The organism is Acidimicrobiales bacterium (genome assembly GCA_033344915.1).
In the GTDB taxonomy this organism is placed as follows: Bacteria; Actinomycetota; Acidimicrobiia; order Acidimicrobiales; family Aldehydirespiratoraceae; genus JAJRXC01.
In genome coordinates this window covers 152,654-173,574 of record JAWPML010000001.1, presented here as the reverse complement: position 1 = coordinate 173,574, position 20,921 = coordinate 152,654, and the positions used below count along the sequence as shown (strand labels likewise).

Sequence of the window (20,921 nt, the reverse complement as noted above, 5' to 3'; positions counted from 1 at the left end):
CGCTTGACATGGCTGACAGGATGACGGCGATGGGGTATCGGTTCTCATGCAGCCGGCACACGCTCGCCCGAGCGATGCGTTCAGCCGCGCGGGTCGTAGGGACCGGCCGCCGAGCACTCGCCTACAGCGGTGTGTGGACGACGATCGAAGACGGCTGGCTGACACTCACGGTGACGCGGCCTCCGGTCACGCTGGAGCAGCGGATCCCGATCGACGGGACCGGGAGCGGGTCGCTGGTGCTGCCGCTCGAACCGCTGCGGCGGGTGGTCCTGTCGAGACGTTCGGGTGATGCCGAGTTCGAGGGCGATGACGCGTCGATCGAGTTCCGGTCACGGGCGTATCGCGCCGAACTCCTCGCCATCCCGGCCGATCTCGTCCTCCCGCCCAACGGCCCGGTCCACCCGCTGCATGGCGCGAGTCTCGGCGGCGACGCCTTCCGAGCGGGCCTCGATCACACGGTGCTGTCGATGTCGCACCGCTACGGTTGGCGGCCCGACCTCGCCGGTCTCGAGATCACGGCGCGTGGCGACATCCTCCGGTTCGCGGCAACCGATCTGGAGACGCTGGCGATCGCCGAGTTCCGCGACCGGTCGGCAGAGGACCCCCTCGATGCCCCGCTCATCGTCCCGCCCGAGGCTATGGACGACCTCGGCCGGCCCATGCCCAAGCGACGCCGGGTCGAGGTGCGGATCGGCGCGCACCAGATCGACTTCGTCGCCGGCGACACCTCGATCCGCGTCGATCACACACCCTCAGGGTTCCCGGACTACGAGCCGCTGCGCACCACGCCGACGACCCGAGTGGCCACCGTGCAACGGGCGCGGCTGCGGCGCGCCGTCGAACACGTGTCGCCCTTCTCCGGCGGGGATCGTCCGGCTCGGGTGTGGCTCGATCTCGAGCCTGGCACCGTCGGCGTGCGAACTCTCGACCGGCAGGTCGGCTCCGGCCGCGAGACATGCAAGGCGGAGCTCGAAGGCGACGCCTGCACCGTCGGGTTGCATATGTGGACGCTCCTCGCGCTGCTACGGCAACTCAGGAGCAACCGGCTCGTGATCGAGGTCGGCGATCCGCGGGTGCGGGTGTCGTTCCACGACCCCGAGCAGCCTGAACGCCGCTACCACATGCTCCCGCTGGCGATCGATCCGCCGAGATCGGGCTGATTCGTCCAACCTGCACTGGCCCAAGGAACGAGTCGGCGCGCGTCGTTCGGTGAGCGCTTGTCCGCTCACTCGCTCCTGTGCAGGGCCTCGAAGACGTCCTCGGCGCGGAGCCGACGGGCGTCTTCGGCCAGGTGGTGGAGTCGATCGACCAGTCGCCGAGCAAGCACGGGATCGAGTGACCGCAGGCGGCGGTCATCGAGATCGGCAAGTTGCGCGATAACGCCCCCTTCGCCGCCTACCCGGGAGAGGACCATCTGGGCGTACGACGCGGCACTTCTCAGATCCTCGGGAGCCGGCCCTGGGATCCGAGGGCCAGCATCGACTCGGATGTGGCCGTATCTCGCTTTGAACTCGTCAGAGGTCGGGGCTCCGGGAGCCACAAAGTCGGTGCCGTCGACGTAGACGAACCGGTCGGGCCGGCGCAGCAGCTGCCGCCAGATCTCGTGGACGGTGGGGTCATCACCCAGCTCCGCCGCTCCCTTGAGCGCTTCCGGTTCGTAGGACGTGGCGAGCTCGTGGTTGAGAGACGGCGCAACGACGACCAGCCTCACTCGCTCGGCGCCCAGTTCCCGCGCCTGCTCCATGCGCCAGGCGAGAAGCTGCTGACGCATCAGCTGATACAGCGGTTCCCGAAACAACGAGTGGTAGTCGACCACATCGTTTCGGATGGGCGCGTCGGGGTCGTCGAAGAGCCGCCGGTACCGCCCGTAGCGTGTCTGCATCGATGCGGCTCCGCCGGAGAGGCGATGCCCCCGGTATTGCTCGGTGTACTTCCATTCGATCAGCGCGACCTCGATGTCGCCTGCTTCGGTGCGGTAGCGAATCGCGGCGTCGACTGCGGTCGAGTGCGCGCCTCGCGTGCCGGCGGTTCCGCCTCGCTCGCCGAGGTGGTCGTGCGCACCGTTCCACTCGAACACGACGTGGTCGGTCGCATCGAAGGGTGACGGAGTGCTGGCGTCGAAGGGAACCACCTCGCCAATCGAGAGATGGGGTTCGAACAGTCGCCGGAGGGCGTCGGGCTGGTCCACGAGTGGGGCGAGGGCGTTCGCGCACATGACCTGGGAGGACAGGAGGTGGTTGGAAGGGCCGGCGTCGATTCCCTGATGCCACGGAATCCCCGCCGCGGCGAACCGCTCGAGGGCGATCTCGCGGGCGTCGGGCAAGAGGTTGCTCTCGGCGTGTTCGGTCGGGAGGCAAAAGGGCAGCGACGCGCCACGGCCCCGATATGGAGCCGCTCGACGCGCGTCCTCATTGAGTGCAGGGGTCGACGACTTCCACGCCGTCGCGGCGGCGCGAGCGGCAGCTGCGAACGACCCCCCGCTTCGCGGCCCAGCCGTCGCCGGGACTCCGGCATCAGCGGGGGCCGGCCCGTCGATGGGCCGCCACGTGTGGGCGATGTCGCCGGTCTCGTCGAGCAACCACACCTCGAGCGGGGCGACGTCGGACGCCTCCCACACGCCGGCGAGCGCGTCGGCGACTGCGGCAAGGCGCTCGAGCGCAACGGGGCTGCGAGCGCCTGCGCCGATTGCGACCACAGGCACGATCTCGATCGGAGAACTCGGAGCCGGACCGGTTTCGGTGAGCCCGACCGCGACACGGTCGTCGAGCATTCGCCCGATCAACTCGGCCGCACCCTCCTCGGCGAGAAGACGCCGGAAGAGTCGCGCGTAGACGAGCACCTGCACTGGCGAGAACGTGATCCCCTTCAGCTCACCAGCCGGTTTGGCCTCGATCACCAGAAGCCGCCCTGCGCCGTCGAGCGCGAGGACGTCGACTTCCAGACCGGGCGAGGGCATCACGCCACGGTCTCGTACGCCGGGCCACCACGAGTCGGTACGGGGGGCGGCTTGGACAGCGGCGACCACCGGTTCCACAAGCGTCGCCTTGATCCGGTCCTTCGTTGGTTGGTCGACGAATGCGGCGGTGGCCTCGCGTTGGATGACGTGGATCGGGGTGCCGGAACAGATCGCCGCATGCACCTCACCCTCACGGTTCGTCAGGCGAGGGAGGATCTCGTCGTCGGCGAGCACACGGTCGATGTAGGCGTCGACGGAGTCCATCCGGATCGCAAGCTCGTCGGCGTCGAACCAGAACACCCAGTCGTCGTCGAACCCGCAACGTGCCTTGTAGGTGGCGTGGGAGCGAAGCCGGAAGAGGCCATCACGCTCGTCGATCGTAAGGATCGCGGAGAGCCCGGCATAGAGGCTCAGCGAACAGATCCTGCCCTTGGATTCGCGGCGGAACTGCAGGTCCAGGAGCAGCGGGGCAGCAGCCACGCGACCTCGGAGTCGATGAAGCGAACCGCCCTCCTCCAGCTGCGCGAGGAGCACAGGCGAGGCCGTCCGATCGAACCACAGGTCTGGGCGCATGTTCCGACCGTACGTGGCCGCTGTGACGGGCGCCTGCGGCGATCGGCGCTTGGACGCGGAACCGGCCTCAGTGGCGATCGAGGCCTAGCTTTGCGCTCAACCTCAGTTCGGGCATCCCCGCGGTCGTCTCGGCATCTGAGTCACCCGTTCGAGATACGAACGTGACCCAGGATCGATCAGGCGGAGGCGACCTCGACGTATCGACAGACGGTCGAGACGAGCGAGATCTGTCCGACCGACGACGGGAGAGCGTCGAGCACCTCTGGACTGGCGACGACAACAGCGAGTCGCTGTGCGCGCGAGACGGCAACGTTGAAGCGACGCTGGTCGAGCAGGAAGCCCAGTCCGCGCGGGGCGTCCGCAGCCGACGATGAGGCCATGCTGTAGATGACCACAGGCGCCTCGCGGCCCTGGAAGAGATCGACGGTGCCTGCGAGGACGCCGTCGGGCAGGGCGGCGCGAAGTTCTCGCACCTGCGCGTTGTACGGCGTGATCACCAGCACATCGTCGACGCCGATGGGGCGAGTGGTCCCGTCGTGGTCGATGAACTCTCGGCCAAGCATGTCGTCGACCACCTCTCGGACGACAGCTGCCTCTTCTCGGCTTCGGCTGCGGTTGCCCGCGTGCTCGACCGCGTGCCATCGCAGTCCGTGGTCGACGCCGGCGATCGACCGACAGGAGCACTTCTGGTGAGGTTGGAGACGTCCGTCGTAAGACGTCTCGCTGACGAACGAGCAGATGTCGGGGTGCAACCGGTGGGTGCTGTCGAGGAAGATCCCGCGTTCGGTGTCGATGGTCTGATCGGTGCCGATGACGTGGGCGAGGGCCGACCGGTCGACGCCGGGTGGGTGTGAGCCCTTGGTCGGCTGGTCGAGCTGTTGGGGGTCGCCGACCAGCACGAGCGAGAGGGCGCAGGTGGCCGCGGCGATGGTGTTGGCCAGCCCGTATTGTCCAGCCTCGTCGATAATGAGTATGTCGAACGCCTGTCGAAGCTCCGGGTGAGCGAAGAGCCAGACGGTCCCACCGATGACGTCGTGATCCCCGGTGAGGGCCATGGCCCGTGCCTCGGTGTTGGATTCGTGGTCGACGTCGGCGATCTCCGGGTCGTCGCCACCAGCTTTGAGGATCCGCAGCGACGAGTCGGCCTTGCGCGCTGCCGTGAGAAGGTTCTCGATGACGCGGTGGCTGTTGGCGCAGACTGCGACCCGTTTCCCTTCGGCGGCGAGCCGGCTGATGAGACGCGCCGCGTTGTAGGTCTTGCCTGCGCCCGGCGGTCCCTGAATCGGGAGGCTGGAGTCCTGGAGCCGGGTTCCGGCCTCGACGACGCGCTCCCCCGCGTCGAGGTCGGACAGGTCGGCGAGGGATCCGGTGGCGAGTCGGGGTGAACCGCGGCGGAGCAGATCAGCGACCGAACCGAATCGCGTGCCGTCGAGGCCGTGGGCGACGATGTCGTTTCCGACCTCTTCGAGCGCTTCCTTAGCGTTGGGGTTCGGTACCGGCTTCGCTGGGATGAGGGCATCGGGAAGCGGCTTGGCGCTGTTCTTCCCACGGGTGAGCTCGATGATGCCTTCCACGGGGTCGACCCGATGGATCGTGCCGGCGCTCTCGCCGGTTCGCGGATCGATGGGCGGGTTCCCCCCGGGCTTCAGCTTGTAGGGCTGATCCGGGTCGAACGTGAACCGGTGCACGTTCGAGCGCTTCACCGTGTCCACGATCCCTTCGTAGGCCAGTCCGCTGATCGCGTCGGAGTCCTCGAAGAGCTCGTCCTCGTCCATATCCAGCCTGGCGAAGTGGGCCCACCAGTCGGACTTCTCCTCTCGGCGGTGGAAGTCGAGGAGATGGGCGAGCAGCCAGAGGGCCCTGTCGTCGGCTTGCATCTCCGACCCGGGCGATTCGCCGACATGCGGGAGCCAGTCGAACCCGGTGGCGGGGACCGCCGCGTTGTCGTCGGAGTCGGTCGGAACCGAGGGACCGGTCGACGCGACGTCAACGTCCTGCAACAGCTGGGTGCGGAGGGCGACGACCCGCTCCTCGTAGGCATCGAGCGCTTCGGCGGCCTTGCCCTCGAGCGGCTGGGGTCGGTCGATCGGACCGAACCGTGGGAGCGCCTCGTCACGGCGGGCCTCGAGCCAGTCGTCGAGTTCGCGGGTGGAGACGCAGTCTTCCTTGTTGTAATCGGCGATCTCACGGAGGAGCGTGTCGCTCCCGCCGTCGCACCATCGCTCGTACATGACGATGCTCTCGAAGCCGCTCTTGACTGGGCCTTCTCGGCCGTCGGCGGAGTGGTAGAAGCGTTCCATGTCCTTCAGTGAGTAGCCCTCGGTCGAGCAGCGGACGGCACCTCGCACCACCGCGTAGAGATCGACCAACGCTCCGCCTCGGAGGAGCTCGTCCACCTCGGACTCCCGGGTGGCGTACTGACCCATGAGCCGCTTGAGTGTCGTGACCTCGTGGTGGGCGTAGTGGTAGATGTGTGCTTCGGGGTGTCGTTGCCGGGTCTTGATCATGTGGTCGACGACTTCCTCGAAGACCCGTTTCTCCTCAGCGGGGTTGTGGGCCCACCACTCGTGGTATTCGTCGCCGCGGGTGCTGATACCCCAGAGGTACTCGATGCCTCCTTCTTCGCGGAACGGGTTTCCCTCGAGATCGAAGAAGAGGTCGTGCTCGGAGGGTTCCGGGAGCCGGTGAAATCCGCTTTCGGGTCGTTCGGTCGGGTCGAGAAGCTCGTATCGGTGTGTTCCGTCGCGTGCCTCGAACTGCAAGCGGGCCTGGGCGCGGACCTGCTCGAACCCTCGGGCGGTGACTCCTTCCGGGCAGTTCTGAGCGTTAGCTCCGGCGAGTGCTTCGAGCGTGGTGATCCCGGCGGCTTCGAGTCGGTCGATCTGGTCGGCCCGGATGCCGGCGACGAAGGACAGGTGGTCGTCGTCGCGGCGTCGTGTGTCGCACTTGGTGCTCCAACGGCAGATCCCGCAGTGGGCGCACGGTGAGGGGTAGACGGCGAGAAGGTCGAGTCCGAGATCTTCGAGTAGACGATTTCGGCTTCGGCGGTGGAATGCGGCCAGGTCGGCGGTCGGGAACGTGAATCGTTCGTTGGATCCGAGCCAGAGGTGAACGTTCTCGGGGGCCGTTCCTTGGACTCGGGCGACCTGGGCTGCGTACTCGCCGAGTTGCAGCATGGCCCGCACCTTGGCCGAGCGGGCGAGCTTGGCGTCGACCGGTTCGTACCCCCAGTTGCCGAGGTCGGTCGCTGCGGGGACACGCATCAGGAAATCGGCGTGGCCGCTCCAGGCTCCGTCGATGAACGTCGCCTGGAAGACCGCGTCGACGCCGCTTCGCATCGCCTCGATGGTCTCGGTTGCGGCGCGCTCGACATCGGGCCATGTGCGCCCGGTCTCGATCTCCGCGATGTTCATGCCGCGTTCGTGCAGCTGGTCGAGACAGCGGGCCTCGTGCTCGTCGCCGAACCGTGCGATCAGGTCGTGGCCGCCTCCGCCGGCGCCCCATGACCGATCGGCGCGGCCCTCTGCGGTCTCGCGGGCCAGGCCGGTGAGGTGGCGGCAGGCGAGGTGGTTCACCAGATCCGTCGCCGAGTGTCGTAGCTCGCCGTCTACATAGCGCATTCGCGGGTGCCTGCCTTCCGATCGCAACTCTTGTACGCCCTGTCCGTGACAGCGAACCCAGATAGCCATCAAGTCTTCGTGTCTCGATGCGATTCATCACCGTTTGATCTTATATCTATCTCCAGATAGTCTTACGATCACCTAGAGATTCTGGAGGAAGCAATGCGATACACGATCTCCATCACCGTGGAGCTCCCTGACGGGGCGACCGTCGAAGAAGTGAAGGTTGAACCCAGCGATGACACGCCGCTGGGGGCTCGCCCCATGACCGGCCCGAGCGTGCTGTCTGACGCCGTCGCCAAGCGAGTGACGACGATTGCCCCACGAGACCAAGCCGAACACATTCGCGACTATCTCGAGCGGGTCTCGACCGAACTCGGCGTGTCCATCGAGCTGCCCGACGGGAAGCGGATCGACTATCTCAACCTCTACCCCCCGGCCGGCCATCGGCGGCGACGAGCCGCGTCGGTGACCCTGACCAGCGGCCGAACGGAGATCTACTGCGATCCTGGCCACTCCGAGGGCCGTTCCCATGCCGAGCCCGACACGCACAACGGCGTGCCGGTTCAGCTGAAGATCTACCTCGACTCTGCAGCCGCAGTTGCCGAAGCGGCTGTCCTGACAGAGATCGCCATCGACGAGAACCGACGCTGAGATGAACGGGTTCGCGCTTCTCACGCCGGTTCCGGCAGAACACCTTGTGGACGGTGAAGACGTCTGCCGCCGGCAAGACAAGGTCGCATTCGGCACCGAAGCCTGGGAAGTCTTCGCCGCCTTGTCCGACATCGCGGGCCCCGAGCCCCAGGTGCTCATCTATGCCTCGCACGATGACGAACATCACGGGCCGGTGGTGACCTGGGTCGCTCGCTATGTCGGGTACACGCCGGCACGGGCGGGACTACATCCCGACCGCTTTCGGTACCGCCCGCCTTCGTGTCGGGCGGACGGCGCCTTCTCCGGGTTCTACGAGGTCACCGAGCTCCGACGACTCGACTCCGGGCTGGAGATCCCGGTCGAGTCACTGAAGAAACGTGACGGCGGCAGCCTCACCGCCGGATTCGTGCCGCGCGGACCGACAATCGTCCGCGCTTGAGGTCGCCCATGTGCGCTGGGTGTGGCGAGAATCGAAGCCGGTCAGCCGCGTGAGACCCTAGAAGAGCGTCTCCGGAACAGCTTCGCCGCCTGAGGTGCCGTAGCCGTGCTCGCGGAGGTATTCCACGAACTGTTGCCGGTCAGCCAGAACCGACAGATCTCGGCCACAAGACATCGACACGTAGAGGGCGCAGGAGCGCGCCTGGCAGTTGATGGACCGGTCGGGGTTGAACTCGATGTCGGTGAAGGCATCGAACTCGACGAGCTCGTCGCGGGCCTCGGGCGCGTCAGCGAAGCTTCGCTCGAGGGCTGAGAGATAGAGCCAGTCGTAGAAGGCGGTCACGGGTTCGGTCATCCAGTCTTCGCCACCGAAGCGGAATCCGACGACTCGTTCACCCGAGTACTCGCCGACACGCTTCTTGATCTCGCGTCCGTCATCGATCTCGTAGAGGTACGGATGCTGACCCGACTCGGCGAAGACCTTGGATCCTTGGAAGGCGGCCTCCAGGAGGATCGGACGCCCGAGTTCCGGAGACTCGATACGCAGGTTGAAAGCGCTGAGCTGCGCCCCGATCCTCTCGAGGGACTTCGTTGAGACCTCGAGAATCTGAGTACCGCTAGCGAGGCGTTCACGAGCGGCCGCGTGGAGCGCAGCGATGCTCTTCTGCTTCTGTGAAACCGCGAATCCCGGAAACCACTCGAAGTCGACCAACACCTCCTCGACCAAAGCAGCCGGGTTCGGGACAAAGACCGGGCGCGTCGCCATCAACCTTCCTCAGCGGTCGGTGCCGCGAGCACTTGGTGGAACGTGTCGGGCCGGCGCCCCCACTGCACTTGGTAGGCAAGGTCTCGGTCGAAGAACGCACGGCAGGCGACCAGCTTCACCGGAACCGGGAGCGTTCCGATGTCGAAGGAGTCGCGAAGCCGTTCACCAGCGGCCGAATCACGCACAACAAGGGAGCGGATCAGGTCCGCCTTCACACCACTCCGCACGAGAAGCTCCGCCTGGTTGTCCGTCGGTGCGTTCCGGAGATGCGCCGGAGACCTGTCGCCAAATTCTTGGCTCGGGTCATTGCGAAACATTCTTTGAAATCCCTCTGGACCCGGTTCCAATAGCGCACCACTATTCGTCGCAGCGTTGGTTGGGCAGAACAGCGAGTTCGAGTATGCGATCGGCTCCGGGTCCATGCAGAGCACTACCCAGTCGTCCCCTCTTTCCTCCATCCATTTCGTCAGCAAGAACACGTTGGGATACTGAACAGTGCATGAGACGTAGTCCTCGTGCCCGTCGTATCTGACCGGATCGTTCTGCTCGAACTCGGTACGCACGCCACGAAGCAACGCGTTGGAGAGCACCGCCCTCCACGCCGCGATTCCGTCGAGCGCGGCGAACCGTGTGAAGTGACAGATCCTCCCTATTCCGCGAGCCGAGACGCTGGACGCGACCTCACGGTTGATCGCTGGCTCGGCTGGGTTCATGTCAGTTGGTCCGGGTGTTCGGGACGTGCCGATGTGGTCCGAAGAACCCGACGTGGACCTTCTTGGTGACGCCCTTCGTATCGTCATGGAAGTACAAGCGAGGAATGTTCGGCCCTCCGCCTTCGGCGATCTTCATGTGCTTCTCCATGACGATCCACCCGCGCGTGTCGACGGCTTGGTCGATACCGAACTGTCGGCACTTCCGGAGTTTCGGGCTCTCCATGACGGTCTCGGATTCGCTCATTGCCAGCTTTTTGTCGGTCGCGGGCCAGCGATCGAGCGCTGATGTGTTCTGACACCACTGCCAGAATCCGCCGTCGAATGTGGGCGCCTCCACTGCGTACGCCTGCAGCGCCTTCAGCGCTCGCCACGTCGAGTTTGCCCACGCCCGGGACTCGATCGCGCTATCCAGTTCCTCGATATCACGGCACGCCTCGGCAGCGATCACGACGAGCGGCAGATGCTCACCTGCGAGGTCGATTGCTTCCTGGCAAGAGGCGACTTCGTCGGGAAGTTCAAAGTCGGCCGCATCATTCGACGTCGCATGTCGCATCGAGCGCATAATCCGCCGTTCGACGACGAGTTCGGCTTGAGCCGCCTCCAGGTCGTCAACGAGCCCGATCATCCGCTCCTGTTCAGCTTCGAGAAGCAAGCGCAGTTCGTCGATCTGCTCGTTGCGCTCGAGCAGCTCGAGTTCCGCAACGTCCAAGAGCTCTCCGAGATCCTCCTCGCGCCGGTCGCGGAGCAGCGGCCGGGCTGCCTCGTAGAGCGCCGGCGGCCGACGTGCCGGGATAGAGGCCGAGAGCAGCCGAGCGAACCGCTCGCCGGACTCGCGCGGATGACGAGACACCAGATCGAACGGGATGTAGCGGTGACGCGCCGGTTGCAGAGCTCCCGGGAGGTAGACCCTCGCCCCACCGCCCCACACCGAGAGATCGCGGCCGACGCGCTCCTGGAACCGTTGCTGGGTCTCAGGAGGGAGCGCGATCACCGTCGCGACACCGGCCAGAATTTCGGCCGCCTTGTTGGCCCGGTTCATCGTCGTCCCGACATCCTCGCCATCGGCGTGTGAGTAGACGATCAGCGGCGTGATCCGATCGGGATGCTCCAGCAGGTCGACGATCCGACGCTCGTAATTCTCCGGTCGGACGGCGTACGCCCGTGCCGACAGCGGGGCTGGCCCGACCGACGGCATACCACCTTCGATCCCGCCGGAGGCGATGAGGTCTCGGACGACCCGGGGTGCCGCAACGGTCGTTCGCGCGTAGGGATCGGACGACACCCGTTCGGTGTCGAACCAGATCCACTGCTCCTTGGCGCCATGGTCGATGAGCACGCGGGCGCGGACCGACCAGCGCTCGCGCGAGTCCTCGACGAGCCGGAACTCGGCCGCCTCAAACTCGCCATCGCTTCGTCGTTGCCAGGCGAGAGAGACCTGGGTGTCGCCCTCGTCGGTATCCGATCTGCCATCGGCGGAATCGTCACCGTGGAGCCCGGGATGCTTGTCGGTGGCCCATTCGACGAACGCGTCCCCGACGATTCTCGATAGATCAGGCCGCCGATCTTCCCAGATCGCTCTGTAGATGAGACTCATTCCGCCCTACCGCCCCTACTCGAACTCGGCTCCGGTTGCGCCGAGGTTGTTTGCGTTCTCGTTGACGACTCTGCGGGTGGCGTCGTCGTAGCCCGCCTCGCTCACCGCGTGAACTTCGAGCGAAAGCGTCACACCCGATCCGAGGTGGTCGGTCACATGTTCGAGGATCTGACCCAAGTCCTTGATGGCCCGAACCGAATCGAGTTCGAAGTGGGCGTAGAACTGGGTCCGGGGACGTTCGCCATCCTTGCCCGGCGGCTCGGGTGGTGGCTCTCCACCCTCGCTCCGGTCTCCCCCGCCGTCGCCCTCGGTGCCGCCGTCGCCTTCCTCGGGCTCCGGCGGTGCCGGCACCTTCTCGGGCAGGACGAGCAAGCCGCTGCGAGTCGCGTTCACGTGCTCTCCACGGACCACGCCCAGCCACGAGTCGCCATCATGGGCCTCTGCGTAGGCGAAGGTCTCTTCCGCCCAGTTCAGATTTGCCGTCCCGTTGCTCACTGCCCCTGCGAGGACGTCGAACGACGCGAGTCTCGTCAGGTACGGGTAGCGGCAGTAAGCCGCCCACAGGTCGCGCAGAGCGATGTCGCCTCGCTCGCTCCAGAGGCCAACGTTGTCGAGATCCATCCGTACTCGCACACCGCCGTAGCCGGAGATGAGCAGCTCCTCGCTGGCCAGCTTCTTGCTGACCCGCTCGGCGATCTCGCCGCCTCCCGTGGCACGGACCGTCGACCAGTTGATCTCCGCCGTGCCGGGCGCCTGGCGCGGGCTCAGCACTTCGGTGAACGTCTCGTTGATCAGGCTGTCGAGCGTCTGCGACGCTTCCTGCAGCCGCCCTTCGGCTTCCGTGACTTGACTGTCCTTGAGGTCGAGCTCACCTTCTCGTGCAGCGATGGATCGCCAGGCCAGGTAGGACTTCGCAGTCGCACGCAGCTCCGAGAGCCGCTTGTGGTTGGCGGCGACGAACACCAGGAGGTTGCGGTTGACCCGTGGCCCTCCGTCTCGCTGGGCGAGGATCTGCTCGGCTAGCTCGATCGCGGGCGACTCCACCCCGGAGTACGCAACATCGGGGGTGAGGATGACGAGACGGGTGCCATCGTCGTTGTCGGGAACATCACCGGGTCCCTCGGCGAACACTTGAACCTCGACGAAGTTCCCTCGATCCCCCTGTGAGCGAATCCGTTTCTGGACCTCGTCATCGGCATCGAAGTCCGATGTCGAGTTGGCCCGGTCGGTCGCGAGCCGCGACAACGTCTGCTCCAGCGAGAACCAATACTGCGTGCCGTTGTTGTGGAGGTGTGTCGCGTCATTGGCGAGGCGATGGAGTGCGTCCTGGAACTGCTTCGGCGGTTCACCAGGCTGCACCGAGCCCAACACGATCGACTTCACGTCGATTGCGGTCGCTGCGTCGCCGCCCGGCGCCGAACCCATGTAGACGGAGCGCGCCACTCGCCGCGCCGCAGAGAGCTTGCCGAAGTGTTTGTTGTCCCGGTCGAGGCGGAGCGGCAGCGCGTTCTCGCCGTCGACGTTGCTCTTGATGACGGCGTCCCATTCCTGTTCCAGGTACTTCTCCATCTCGCTGACCAGCGGAGCGGAGTCCATCGGGAGGTTGCCGGGCATCAGCATGAGCGACTGGTCGCCTCGCTGCCAGAGCTGGGAGATGACGATGGCCATGAGTCGCAGCACGCCGCGAGTCCGCTGGAACTTGTCAACCGCCGACCAATCCTCGAACAGGCGGTCGAAGAGCTCGGGATGGATCGGGTACGACAGCTCCATACGACGGCGGAAGTCCGCCTCACCGGTGCCCGGCGGGAAGTCGCCCTGGTGTCGGCGATACATCTCCTCGAACGCACGGATCACGCCGTCGCGAACCTTGGCGTTCTCGGGCGTGATCGGGTCGAACAGCCGCCGGCGAACGATCTCGAACGACTCGTCGGGCGAAGCCGGCTGCCACTGTGTCGCCTTCCGAGTGACGACTGCCTTCAGCCGTTCGAGCGCGACGCGTCCGCGCTCCCCGCCCGCCTCGATGTCGCTCGCCGGAATCGCGACCAGCACGACCACGTCGGGCACGGCGGCGGCCGCCTCGGTCAGGGTCTGGGCGAACGTGAATTGGGTGTCGAAGTCGCCGCCGGCAAGACGCTTGCCATCGCCGGCTTCGCGAAGCTGCGCCGCGTACCGCACCCACTCGTCGATGAGCACGATCGCCGGTCCGCATTCCTCGAAGATCCGTTTCAGCGTTGCACCGGGATTGGTGCCGGCCTCGTCATCGGCTCGCAGGAGCTCGTAGGCATCGCGGCCGCCGAGCTGGTAGGCGATGTGGCCCCAGAGGGTGTGCAGCCGGATGTCGGGCTCGACCTCCAGAGGCGTCTCGGGCGACGTCATCTGACCGACGATCACCGCGCGCCGGATGTCGGCTGGGAGCGTCACACCGGCCTCAGCCAACGCTTCGGCCACACCAGGGAGGCTCTTCGTCGGGACTCCCGAGGCGAGGTGGTACAACGCGATCATCGAGTGGGTCTTGCCACCGCCGAAGTTGGTCTGGAGTTCGATGACGGGGTCGGTGCCGCCCCCCGACAGTCGCGTTGCCGCGCCGACGAGGAGGTCGGTCAGGCCCTTCGTGAGATACGTACGGCGAAAGAACGCCTCCGGGTCCTGGTACTCCTCTTCAGCATCGCCGGTGGCGACCTCGTAGAGGTCGGCGGCGAACTCGGCCTGATTGAAGCGACCAGACGAGACGTCGTCGTGCGGCGTGACCAGCTCACGCCACGGTGTGAGGCCGGCCTGAGGGTCGCCCTCGGTTGGCTTGGCCGCAGTCTTGCGCCGCTCGGTCCGTGACTCTTCGTCGATGAGCTGGCGCATCAAGTCTTTGCGAAGGGTCTGGATCTTCTTGCGATTCTCGAGGTCACCGAACGCCTCGAGCACGCGCTCCATCGAGTCGAGCGCACGCATCGTGTCGTCGGTGGAGAACGAGCCCTGATGCGCCCAGGTATTCCTCACATCTCCAAGTTCGAAGATGAGAGATCGATCGGTCGCCGAAAACCCGTGTCGGAAGACTTCGTTCCACGTTGCCTTCAGTCCCTTGAACAGGAACGCGACATCGCTGGGCGAGGGCGAACGGTCGGGCGTCCGTAGCTGACCGTTGACGGCTTCGAGCCACTCGTCGCCGTAGAACCCGCGCCAGGTCTCCTCGCACTTTGGCTGGAGCCCGTCGCGCAGCAGGTCGAGCGCACGCTGAATGCGCTCGGTGTTTGCCATCACCATTGCCGTTGCCCCCGAGTCGTCATCGTCTTCACACCAGCTTCCCTTGCGCGTCGCCACCGGCCGAGGCCAGAGCCTGGAGCTCCGGCCAGGCGGTGATGAGCCCGTTGTAGGCGCTCGCCTCCTCGGCCCATCCCTTGTCGGTTGCCTTCTGGAAGAGCAGGTAGGCGAGCGTTCGGGCCCGGTCGGCGGTGCCGCCCATCTGCCGCAGCATCTCCGCGGCGTCGGACTCGGATTCGGAAAGAACTCGGATGAGGTGCTGGGCCGACTCCCACACTGTCGGTGTGTCGTCGTGGAGCGGACTCCACTCCTCGGGCATCTCGGTGCGTTCGAGAAGCCTGAACTTGCCGCCGCCCATGTGGCCCACGCCGGACCGAACGAGTCCACCCGTCGAGGTGCCCTTGGCCCGAGCAACGCTGTCGGCATCGCCCGAAGACGCCGGGTTGTAGCCGAACTGGGTGTACCAGTCGAGGGCGAACCGGCTCGCCGCGTCGAGCTCAGACTCCTCCCCGTCGAGGACCTCGCCGAGCACATCGTTGATCGCCGACAACGCCTCGCTCACCGAAATCGCATCGCCTTCGGCGTCGACGACCTTGGCATAGCGCGAGAACACTTTGATCCCCGGCCCGATCGTCGATTGCGCCATGTCGACCGGAGCGATGTTTCCCGACTGGAGCACACGAACCGCCTCCGGCAGCTCGTCACGGAGCGCAGCCACGAACTCGCGTCGCGAAGCCATCGGCGCGCCGGTCGCCCGCGGCCGGCAGGCGAGGACGATCGAGGACGCGAGGGCATTGGTTCCCGACGCGATCAACCTGTTGCCGAGCTCGGTTCGCATGGGCCAAGTGGCAGTCACCTGGAGACCGGCGTCGATAACCGCCTGGAGGAACGTGTCCCAGCCGGTCGACCGGACGTCGCCGTCCTTCGTCTCTGTCGCCTTGTAGGCGTAGTAGATCGTCGACGGGACTGTGGGGTGGTGTGTCTCGGCGACATCGGCCATGAACTCGGCCATCCCGCCCTCGAAGTGATCCTCCGCTGCCTCCTTCGACCCCGCCCGGTAACGGTTGGCGATCAGCTCGTCAGCCTTTGGCGTCAGCAGCGTCGCTGTTTCGTCGGGCCATACGTCAGCGACGTTTCGGCGGAGCCACACGTAGAAGAAGTCGGACAGGTCTGCATACGAGATGTTGTCGTAGTAGGGAGGATCGGTACTGAGCACCGCATCGGCCGATCGACGGACATTCGCTCGAGCGTCGAGCTGAGTCGACCTCCCATGTCCCCGGGTCGGCAGGTGCTTCACGCTCTTCTGGACCCAATCGACCATCGCCATCCAGTTGCCCGTGGAGTCCGAGAATGGATTCGTTTCTGCGAAGTCCCATGTCATAGGGATCGCTTGCCGCCCGAATGTGTTGCGTATGAGCTCTCGCGAGTTGTGCCACGAACAGATTGTCGACCAGTAGTCGGTGCATTTGTCGATGGTGAAGGCGAGGTAGGTGACGAGGGCTTCGGCGTATGCCTTGGCGCCGTCGCCACCGTCGCGCAGGGCGATCCCGTCATCGGCGAATCCCGCGGCGATTGCATCCTGCTCCGCTTTGGCCGCCATCTCGGGCAACAGATCCGAGAAGGTCGTCAGCGCCGTCAACTGCCGAGGCGTGAACAGCTTCCACCACTCATCAAGACCGTAGATCGTGACCCAGATGTTGCGAGGGTCGAGTGCCACAGTGTTGTTAGGTCGCCACTCAGGGAGGTCAACCACCGCCGCCGCCCAGTCAACGTCAGACACAGAGCAGTAGGTTCGGCCTGAGCCTCCTTCAGCGACGACAGCCATCAGCTGCTCGCCAAGCCGATCCGCCTTGCCCTCCCCTTTGATGTAATCGCCAGGAATCGCAGCGCCGGTGGCGATACAGATGCCCTTGCCTCGGTTCACCGTTCGTTCGTGGGTGGGTTCCCCGCCCTTTCGTACCTCGTACGAGATCGACTGCGCCGATCGATCCACGACCGGTTCGATCCAAACCTTGGGCTTGCCCTTCTTGTTCGCGAGCGTCCACGACGCAACGAGAGGGACGTGTCCGTTCCAGGCGGGGTCGGGAGACTCGACCGTGCGCGCCCAGATCCAGGCGATGGGGGTGAGTCGATTGCCGTCCTCGTCGGTTGCGTCCGGGTAGAGATGCCCGATCTGTTCGTGCGCACGATCGCGCATCCACTGTCCGTAGGCCTCGACATCGGCAGCCAACCCCTGTGCTCGCTGCCACGTCTGCAGATTCGAGTCCACGTCGGGATTAACTGGCGCGCGGCCGGCAAACCTCGGCGGAATCTCCAGCATCGCCTTCTGGATAAGAACCGCGACCGGGTTCAGGTCGCCCGACAAGGCCGTCAGGCCTAGGCGTTGTGCTTCCAGCGGAATTGCGCCGCCACCACCGAAGGGGTCGAGCACAGGTGGCGGTCCGTCGGGGAAGCAACGGTCGATTTCTCGCTTCGCTTCGGCGAGCACCCGCTCGTCGTTGGAGTTCTCCCACACGACCAGCCGCCGGAGGATCCCGAAGAGCCGTTCCCGCTCCTTCTCGACCTCCTCTGGGGTGAGCGACTCGTCGCCCGACGGGTCGTCGACGAGAGATGCCCAGATCACGGCCCGTGCGGCCGCGAGTGGGCGGCGGGCCCACCAGAGATGGAGCGTGGACGGATGACCGTGGCGGATGGACTTCTCGCGGGCGGACGCCTTGTTGATCTCCGCCAGCGGCAGCGCGACCTCGATCAACTTCGGTTTCGGATCGGTCATACGGGGTCTCCGGCGCGTTCGAGAAGGGATGCCACGGTGAGCGGCACGTGGGGCTGAGCAAAGTGGAGTCGAGTCTCCTGGAAGGGATTGACGAGGTAGCGAACGACGGCATCAGCATCGTCATCACGCGAAACGCTCACAACGGCCAGCCGCCACCGGTCGGGAATCGTCTTCGAGAGGTTGACCTGGCGGTTACTCACCTTGATCTCGGTGGTCTCGGGCAGATGGCCCTTCACCTCGATGCAGTAGCGGACACCGGTGGCCGGGTCGAGCGACTCGATGTCGAATCCCGGGTTGTTGTGCGCCTGTTCCTCGGGGACGCGTCCCAGAGCTCGCTCGGCGTCCATCACGGCGGCAACGGCGATGCGATCGGTCCGCTCCGTGTCGGGCTTGGCCGGGAGCTCAGTCTCGGCTCCGGTGAGGGAATCGAGGAGACCTTGCGGGATCACGAGCGCCGCGCCCACGATGCGGGGTGGCGCGTTGGCGATGTCGGCTTCGAGATCGAGCTCGAGCCGCCGTCGGGCCTTTCGTGCCTCAAGGTCTTCGGCGCGTTGGCGGGCACGGCCAGAACTGATCTTCGGTCGCTTGCCGGCGAGTTCTTCACGCTTGATCTCCTCGACCCGCATGTCCCAGTGGCGGATCTCGGCGACGAGGCGCTCGTCGACCGCGAGTCGCACCTTGTCGACCCTGGCCTTGGTGATCGCTTCCATCTCCCGAAAATGGGGGCCGGCGAGGTTGTCGACCGCCCAACGTTGGGCGGCATCTTCGGCTGCGGTGTCGGCCCACGCCGAGTCGATCTTCTCGAGCAGCGGCACCTGCTCCTCGGAGATCGGGACGTACTCCAGGTAGGGCTCGGCCCCCGGGTCGGTCACCTGGCCGGCGGCATCGATCTCCACGTACTGGAACCGTCTCGACACCACCTGGCGCTGTCCGTTGACGATGCGACCGTCGGTGATCGCGTGATCGAGGTAGACCAGCAGACGAGGTTCCAGCGACGCGTCAACCGGGTCAATCAGCGTGGCCCCCGCCTGCAGTGTTCCGCCATGGTCGGCCAAGACCTTGTCCACCACCGCGGTAAGCAGCGGGTTGCCGGGCGAGATGAGAATCGCTTTGTCGCTGCCTGCCGCATCGACGTGGTTCTTGTCGAACGTGACCCGGTGGTAGCGGTCGTGCACGATGCCATGGGCGGGGTCGGCCTGTGCGCGGATCTTCGCGGGGACCCGGGTCACCTCGTAGCGGCCGGCCTCTCGGCGCGCCATCCGTCCGCCGAACAGCTCCAAGCCGGCCGAGAAGAACGACTCCACGAACCACGGCTGGAGCTTTCGGGCCTTTGCTCGCTCCATCAGATCGCGGATGTCGTCGGACGCGGCGGGCGCGCCGAGCCCGGCCACGAGCGCCCGCTCCTTCAAGACCTCTTCGAGCTGCTTGCCGATCTCCTGCTCGATCACGTCGGTGGTGAACAGCTGATCCGCTGGCTCGTCGTCGGACTGGATCGCCCGGATCAACAGATCCTGGAGCTGGATGTTGATCATCGAGTCGCCGAGCACGTCGTAGACCTGATCGCCGTAGACCTGCCGCTGCTGCTCGATCTTCTCGAAGAGCCGGTCGAACACCTGACCCTCTCGGGTCTTGTGGGCCACGAGGTTCCAGAGGTGGCAGCGGCGCTTCTGCCCGATCCGGTGGATCCGACCGAACCGCTGCTCGATCCGATTGGGGTTCCAAGGGAGGTCGTAATTGACCATCAGGTTGGCGACCTGGAGGTTGACGCCCTCCCCAGCAGCATCGGTGGCCACGAGCACGCGAACCCGAGGGTCGACCCGGAATCGTTCCTGGATGGCACGGCGCTCCTCGCGCTTCACTCCGCCGTGAATCGTCTCGACGGCCTCCGGCCGGCCGAGCTCGTCGCTAATGCGCTGCTCCAAGTAGGTCAACGTGTCCTTGTGCTCCGAGAACACGATCAGCTTCCGGGGATCGGTGTCGCTCTGGAACTCGGGAGACCGAAGGACGGTCCGGAGCTGAATCCACTTGGTGTCGACGTTGCTGGCCCGCACTTCGTCGGCCAACTTGACGAGCTCGGCCAGTTCGACCAACTCGGCTTCGAGATCGGCAGCGGTCGTCGCGGCGGCGGCCGCGTCGATCACGGCATCCTCCAATTCTTCGAGTTCCTCGTCGTCGAAGGCATCGAAGTCGAAATCCTCCAGGTCGGCGATCTTCACGCCCTTCGGGAGGTCCGCGATCGGCACAGGCTTGCCTCCCGCTGCGAGTCGGCGGAGCTCGTCGGCCTGGGCGCGTAGGCGCTCGGTTCGCCGGCGCAGCGAGTGGTAGATCGCGGCGGGCGAGCTCGCGAGGCGCCGTTGCAGACCCGCGAGGGCGAAGCCGACGATGACGCCGCGGCGCTTGTCAGCACCATCGCGCATCTCGGCGGCTTTGTTCATTCCGTGACGCACGTAGTCGGTCACGGACTCGTACAGCTGATGCTCAATCGGCGACAGCTCGAATTTCAACGACTCCGCCTGACGAGGCGGAAAGATCAACTCGCCGTCGAAAGTGCGCAGGTTCTCCTTCACGTAGCGCCGCATGACGTCGGACGTGTCGGGCAATTCGCCGCCACGAAGCCGCCCGCCGAACCGCTCGGGGTCGAGCAGGGTCATGAAGGCAAGGAAGTCCTCGTTCTTTCCGTTGTGGGGGGTGGCGGTCAGTAGCAGGAAGTGCCGCGTGCGTTCCCGGAGCACCTCGCCCAGTTCAAATCGCTTCGTCTTGCGTAGTTCGTTGCCGTATTGGTGGGCCGACATCTTGTGGGCCTCATCGACAATGACGAGATCCCACTCCGACTGTTCGAGCTTTGCGGTGAGCTCCTCGGATCGGGCCAGCTGATCGACTCTGGCAACGAGCAGCTGCTTCTCGATGAACGGATTGCCGGTGCGCGCTTCCTCGACGGCCGCCCGCGACATGAGGTCGAAACTCAGACCGAACTTCTCCCACAGTTCGTCCTGCCACTGTTCGACGAGGCTGCCCGGGGCAACGATGAGGCACCGAGCCACGTCGCCGCGGATCATGAGCTCGCGGATGAGTAGGCCAGACATGATCGTCTTGCCGGCACCGGGGTCGTCGGCGAGGAGATACCGCAGCGGTCGTTGGTTGAGGAACTTCTCGTAGACCGCCTCGATCTGGTGCGGATAGGGCTCGATTGCCGAGGTGTCGACCGCGGCGAAGGGGTCGGAGAGGTGGGCATTCTTCATCCGGCGCGCTTCAGATGCGAGCCGGAACATCGCGCCGTCGGCATCGAACGTCCAACGGCAATCGGACGCCATCGAGATGCCCTCGAGGTCGGCTGCCAGGAGGATGCGTCGGCCGAGGCTGCCATCTGCAGCCTCGTACGTCAGTGTGCCTGATTGGTCGCCGGAGAGTTCGAAGGCGATGACCGTCGCCGGTCCGCCCGCGACGACGCCCGTGAGTCGCGTACCGTTGGTGATGTCGGGGAAGTCGATACTCATACGGGTCGATTCAGGGGCCTCCTCGCCCCGCTAGTCACGCACTCTGTCACAGGTTGCCGTGACACGCGGACCCGCTTTCCGCGGCCGG

Annotated in this window: 11 protein-coding genes; 3 read left to right on the top strand and 8 right to left on the bottom strand. The window is 65.7% G+C overall.

Annotated features, from left to right (window positions below):
* Positions 1-74 precede the first annotated feature (74 nt).
* Positions 75-1,160 (top strand): hypothetical protein, encoded by a 1,086-nt coding sequence (locus tag R8F63_00755; protein ID MDW3217112.1) that lies wholly within the window; start codon positions 75-77, stop codon positions 1,158-1,160.
* A 65-nt stretch (positions 1,161-1,225) separates the two neighbouring features.
* Here R8F63_00755 and R8F63_00750 read toward each other — a convergent pair whose 3' ends face one another.
* Both R8F63_00750 and R8F63_00745 read right to left on the bottom strand, forming a co-directional pair.
* Entirely contained in the window at positions 1,226-3,529 is a 2,304-nt protein-coding gene (locus R8F63_00750) for a hypothetical protein (GenBank protein MDW3217111.1), read from the bottom strand.
* A 176-nt stretch (positions 3,530-3,705) separates the two neighbouring features.
* Positions 3,706-7,149, bottom strand: coding sequence for a TM0106 family RecB-like putative nuclease (locus R8F63_00745; GenBank protein MDW3217110.1), 3,444 nt, complete (start codon positions 7,147-7,149; stop codon positions 3,706-3,708).
* Positions 7,150-7,311: 162 nt separating this feature from the next.
* Between R8F63_00745 and R8F63_00740 the strand changes: the two genes are divergently transcribed.
* Both R8F63_00740 and R8F63_00735 read left to right on the top strand, forming a co-directional pair.
* A complete protein-coding gene (locus R8F63_00740; protein MDW3217109.1) occupies positions 7,312-7,803 on the top strand; it encodes a hypothetical protein in 492 nt (163 codons plus the stop codon).
* A gap of 1 nt (position 7,804) precedes the next feature.
* On the top strand, positions 7,805-8,242 hold the full coding sequence (locus R8F63_00735; protein ID MDW3217108.1) for a hypothetical protein: 438 nt from the start codon (positions 7,805-7,807) through the stop codon (positions 8,240-8,242).
* A 57-nt stretch (positions 8,243-8,299) separates the two neighbouring features.
* On the opposite strand, the gene R8F63_00730 is transcribed toward R8F63_00735, so the two are convergent.
* The 6 genes from R8F63_00730 to R8F63_00705 form a co-directional block, all read right to left on the bottom strand.
* Entirely contained in the window at positions 8,300-9,007 is a 708-nt protein-coding gene (locus tag R8F63_00730; protein ID MDW3217107.1) for a hypothetical protein, read from the bottom strand.
* Positions 9,007-9,720, bottom strand: coding sequence for a DarT ssDNA thymidine ADP-ribosyltransferase family protein (locus tag R8F63_00725; protein MDW3217106.1), 714 nt, complete (start codon positions 9,718-9,720; stop codon positions 9,007-9,009). Before R8F63_00725 ends, R8F63_00730 begins: the two co-directional genes overlap by 1 nt.
* A 1-nt stretch (position 9,721) precedes the next feature.
* Positions 9,722-11,314 carry a hypothetical protein gene (locus tag R8F63_00720; GenBank protein MDW3217105.1) on the bottom strand — a complete coding sequence of 531 codons (1,593 nt, stop codon included), beginning with the start codon at positions 11,312-11,314 and terminating at the stop codon, positions 9,722-9,724.
* Positions 11,315-11,329: 15 nt separating this feature from the next.
* Positions 11,330-14,563 (bottom strand): DUF499 domain-containing protein, encoded by a 3,234-nt coding sequence (locus R8F63_00715; GenBank protein MDW3217104.1) that lies wholly within the window; start codon positions 14,561-14,563, stop codon positions 11,330-11,332.
* Between the two features lie 34 nt (positions 14,564-14,597).
* Entirely contained in the window at positions 14,598-17,081 is a 2,484-nt protein-coding gene (locus tag R8F63_00710; protein ID MDW3217103.1) for a hypothetical protein, read from the bottom strand.
* A gap of 254 nt (positions 17,082-17,335) precedes the next feature.
* Positions 17,336-20,833 (bottom strand): helicase-related protein, encoded by a 3,498-nt coding sequence (locus tag R8F63_00705; protein ID MDW3217102.1) that lies wholly within the window; start codon positions 20,831-20,833, stop codon positions 17,336-17,338.
* Between the last annotated feature and the right edge of the window lie 88 nt (positions 20,834-20,921).

What these genes read in the sequence shown, in the direction of transcription:
- R8F63_00755 (MDW3217112.1), top strand. Translation starts at nt 75, where the DNA reads ATGCGTTCAGCCGCGCGGGTCGTAGGGACCGGCCGCCGAGCACTCGCC.
- R8F63_00750 (MDW3217111.1), bottom strand. Translation starts at nt 3,529, where the DNA reads ATGCGCCCAGACCTGTGGTTCGATCGGACGGCCTCGCCTGTGCTCCTC.
- R8F63_00745 (MDW3217110.1), bottom strand. Translation starts at nt 7,149, where the DNA reads ATGCGCTATGTAGACGGCGAGCTACGACACTCGGCGACGGATCTGGTG.
- R8F63_00740 (MDW3217109.1), top strand. Translation starts at nt 7,312, where the DNA reads ATGCGATACACGATCTCCATCACCGTGGAGCTCCCTGACGGGGCGACC.
- R8F63_00735 (MDW3217108.1), top strand. Translation starts at nt 7,805, where the DNA reads ATGAACGGGTTCGCGCTTCTCACGCCGGTTCCGGCAGAACACCTTGTG.
- R8F63_00730 (MDW3217107.1), bottom strand. Translation starts at nt 9,007, where the DNA reads ATGGCGACGCGCCCGGTCTTTGTCCCGAACCCGGCTGCTTTGGTCGAG.
- R8F63_00725 (MDW3217106.1), bottom strand. Translation starts at nt 9,720, where the DNA reads ATGAACCCAGCCGAGCCAGCGATCAACCGTGAGGTCGCGTCCAGCGTC.
- R8F63_00720 (MDW3217105.1), bottom strand. Translation starts at nt 11,314, where the DNA reads ATGAGTCTCATCTACAGAGCGATCTGGGAAGATCGGCGGCCTGATCTA.
- R8F63_00715 (MDW3217104.1), bottom strand. Translation starts at nt 14,563, where the DNA reads ATGGCAAACACCGAGCGCATTCAGCGTGCGCTCGACCTGCTGCGCGAC.
- R8F63_00705 (MDW3217102.1), bottom strand. Translation starts at nt 20,833, where the DNA reads ATGAGTATCGACTTCCCCGACATCACCAACGGTACGCGACTCACGGGC.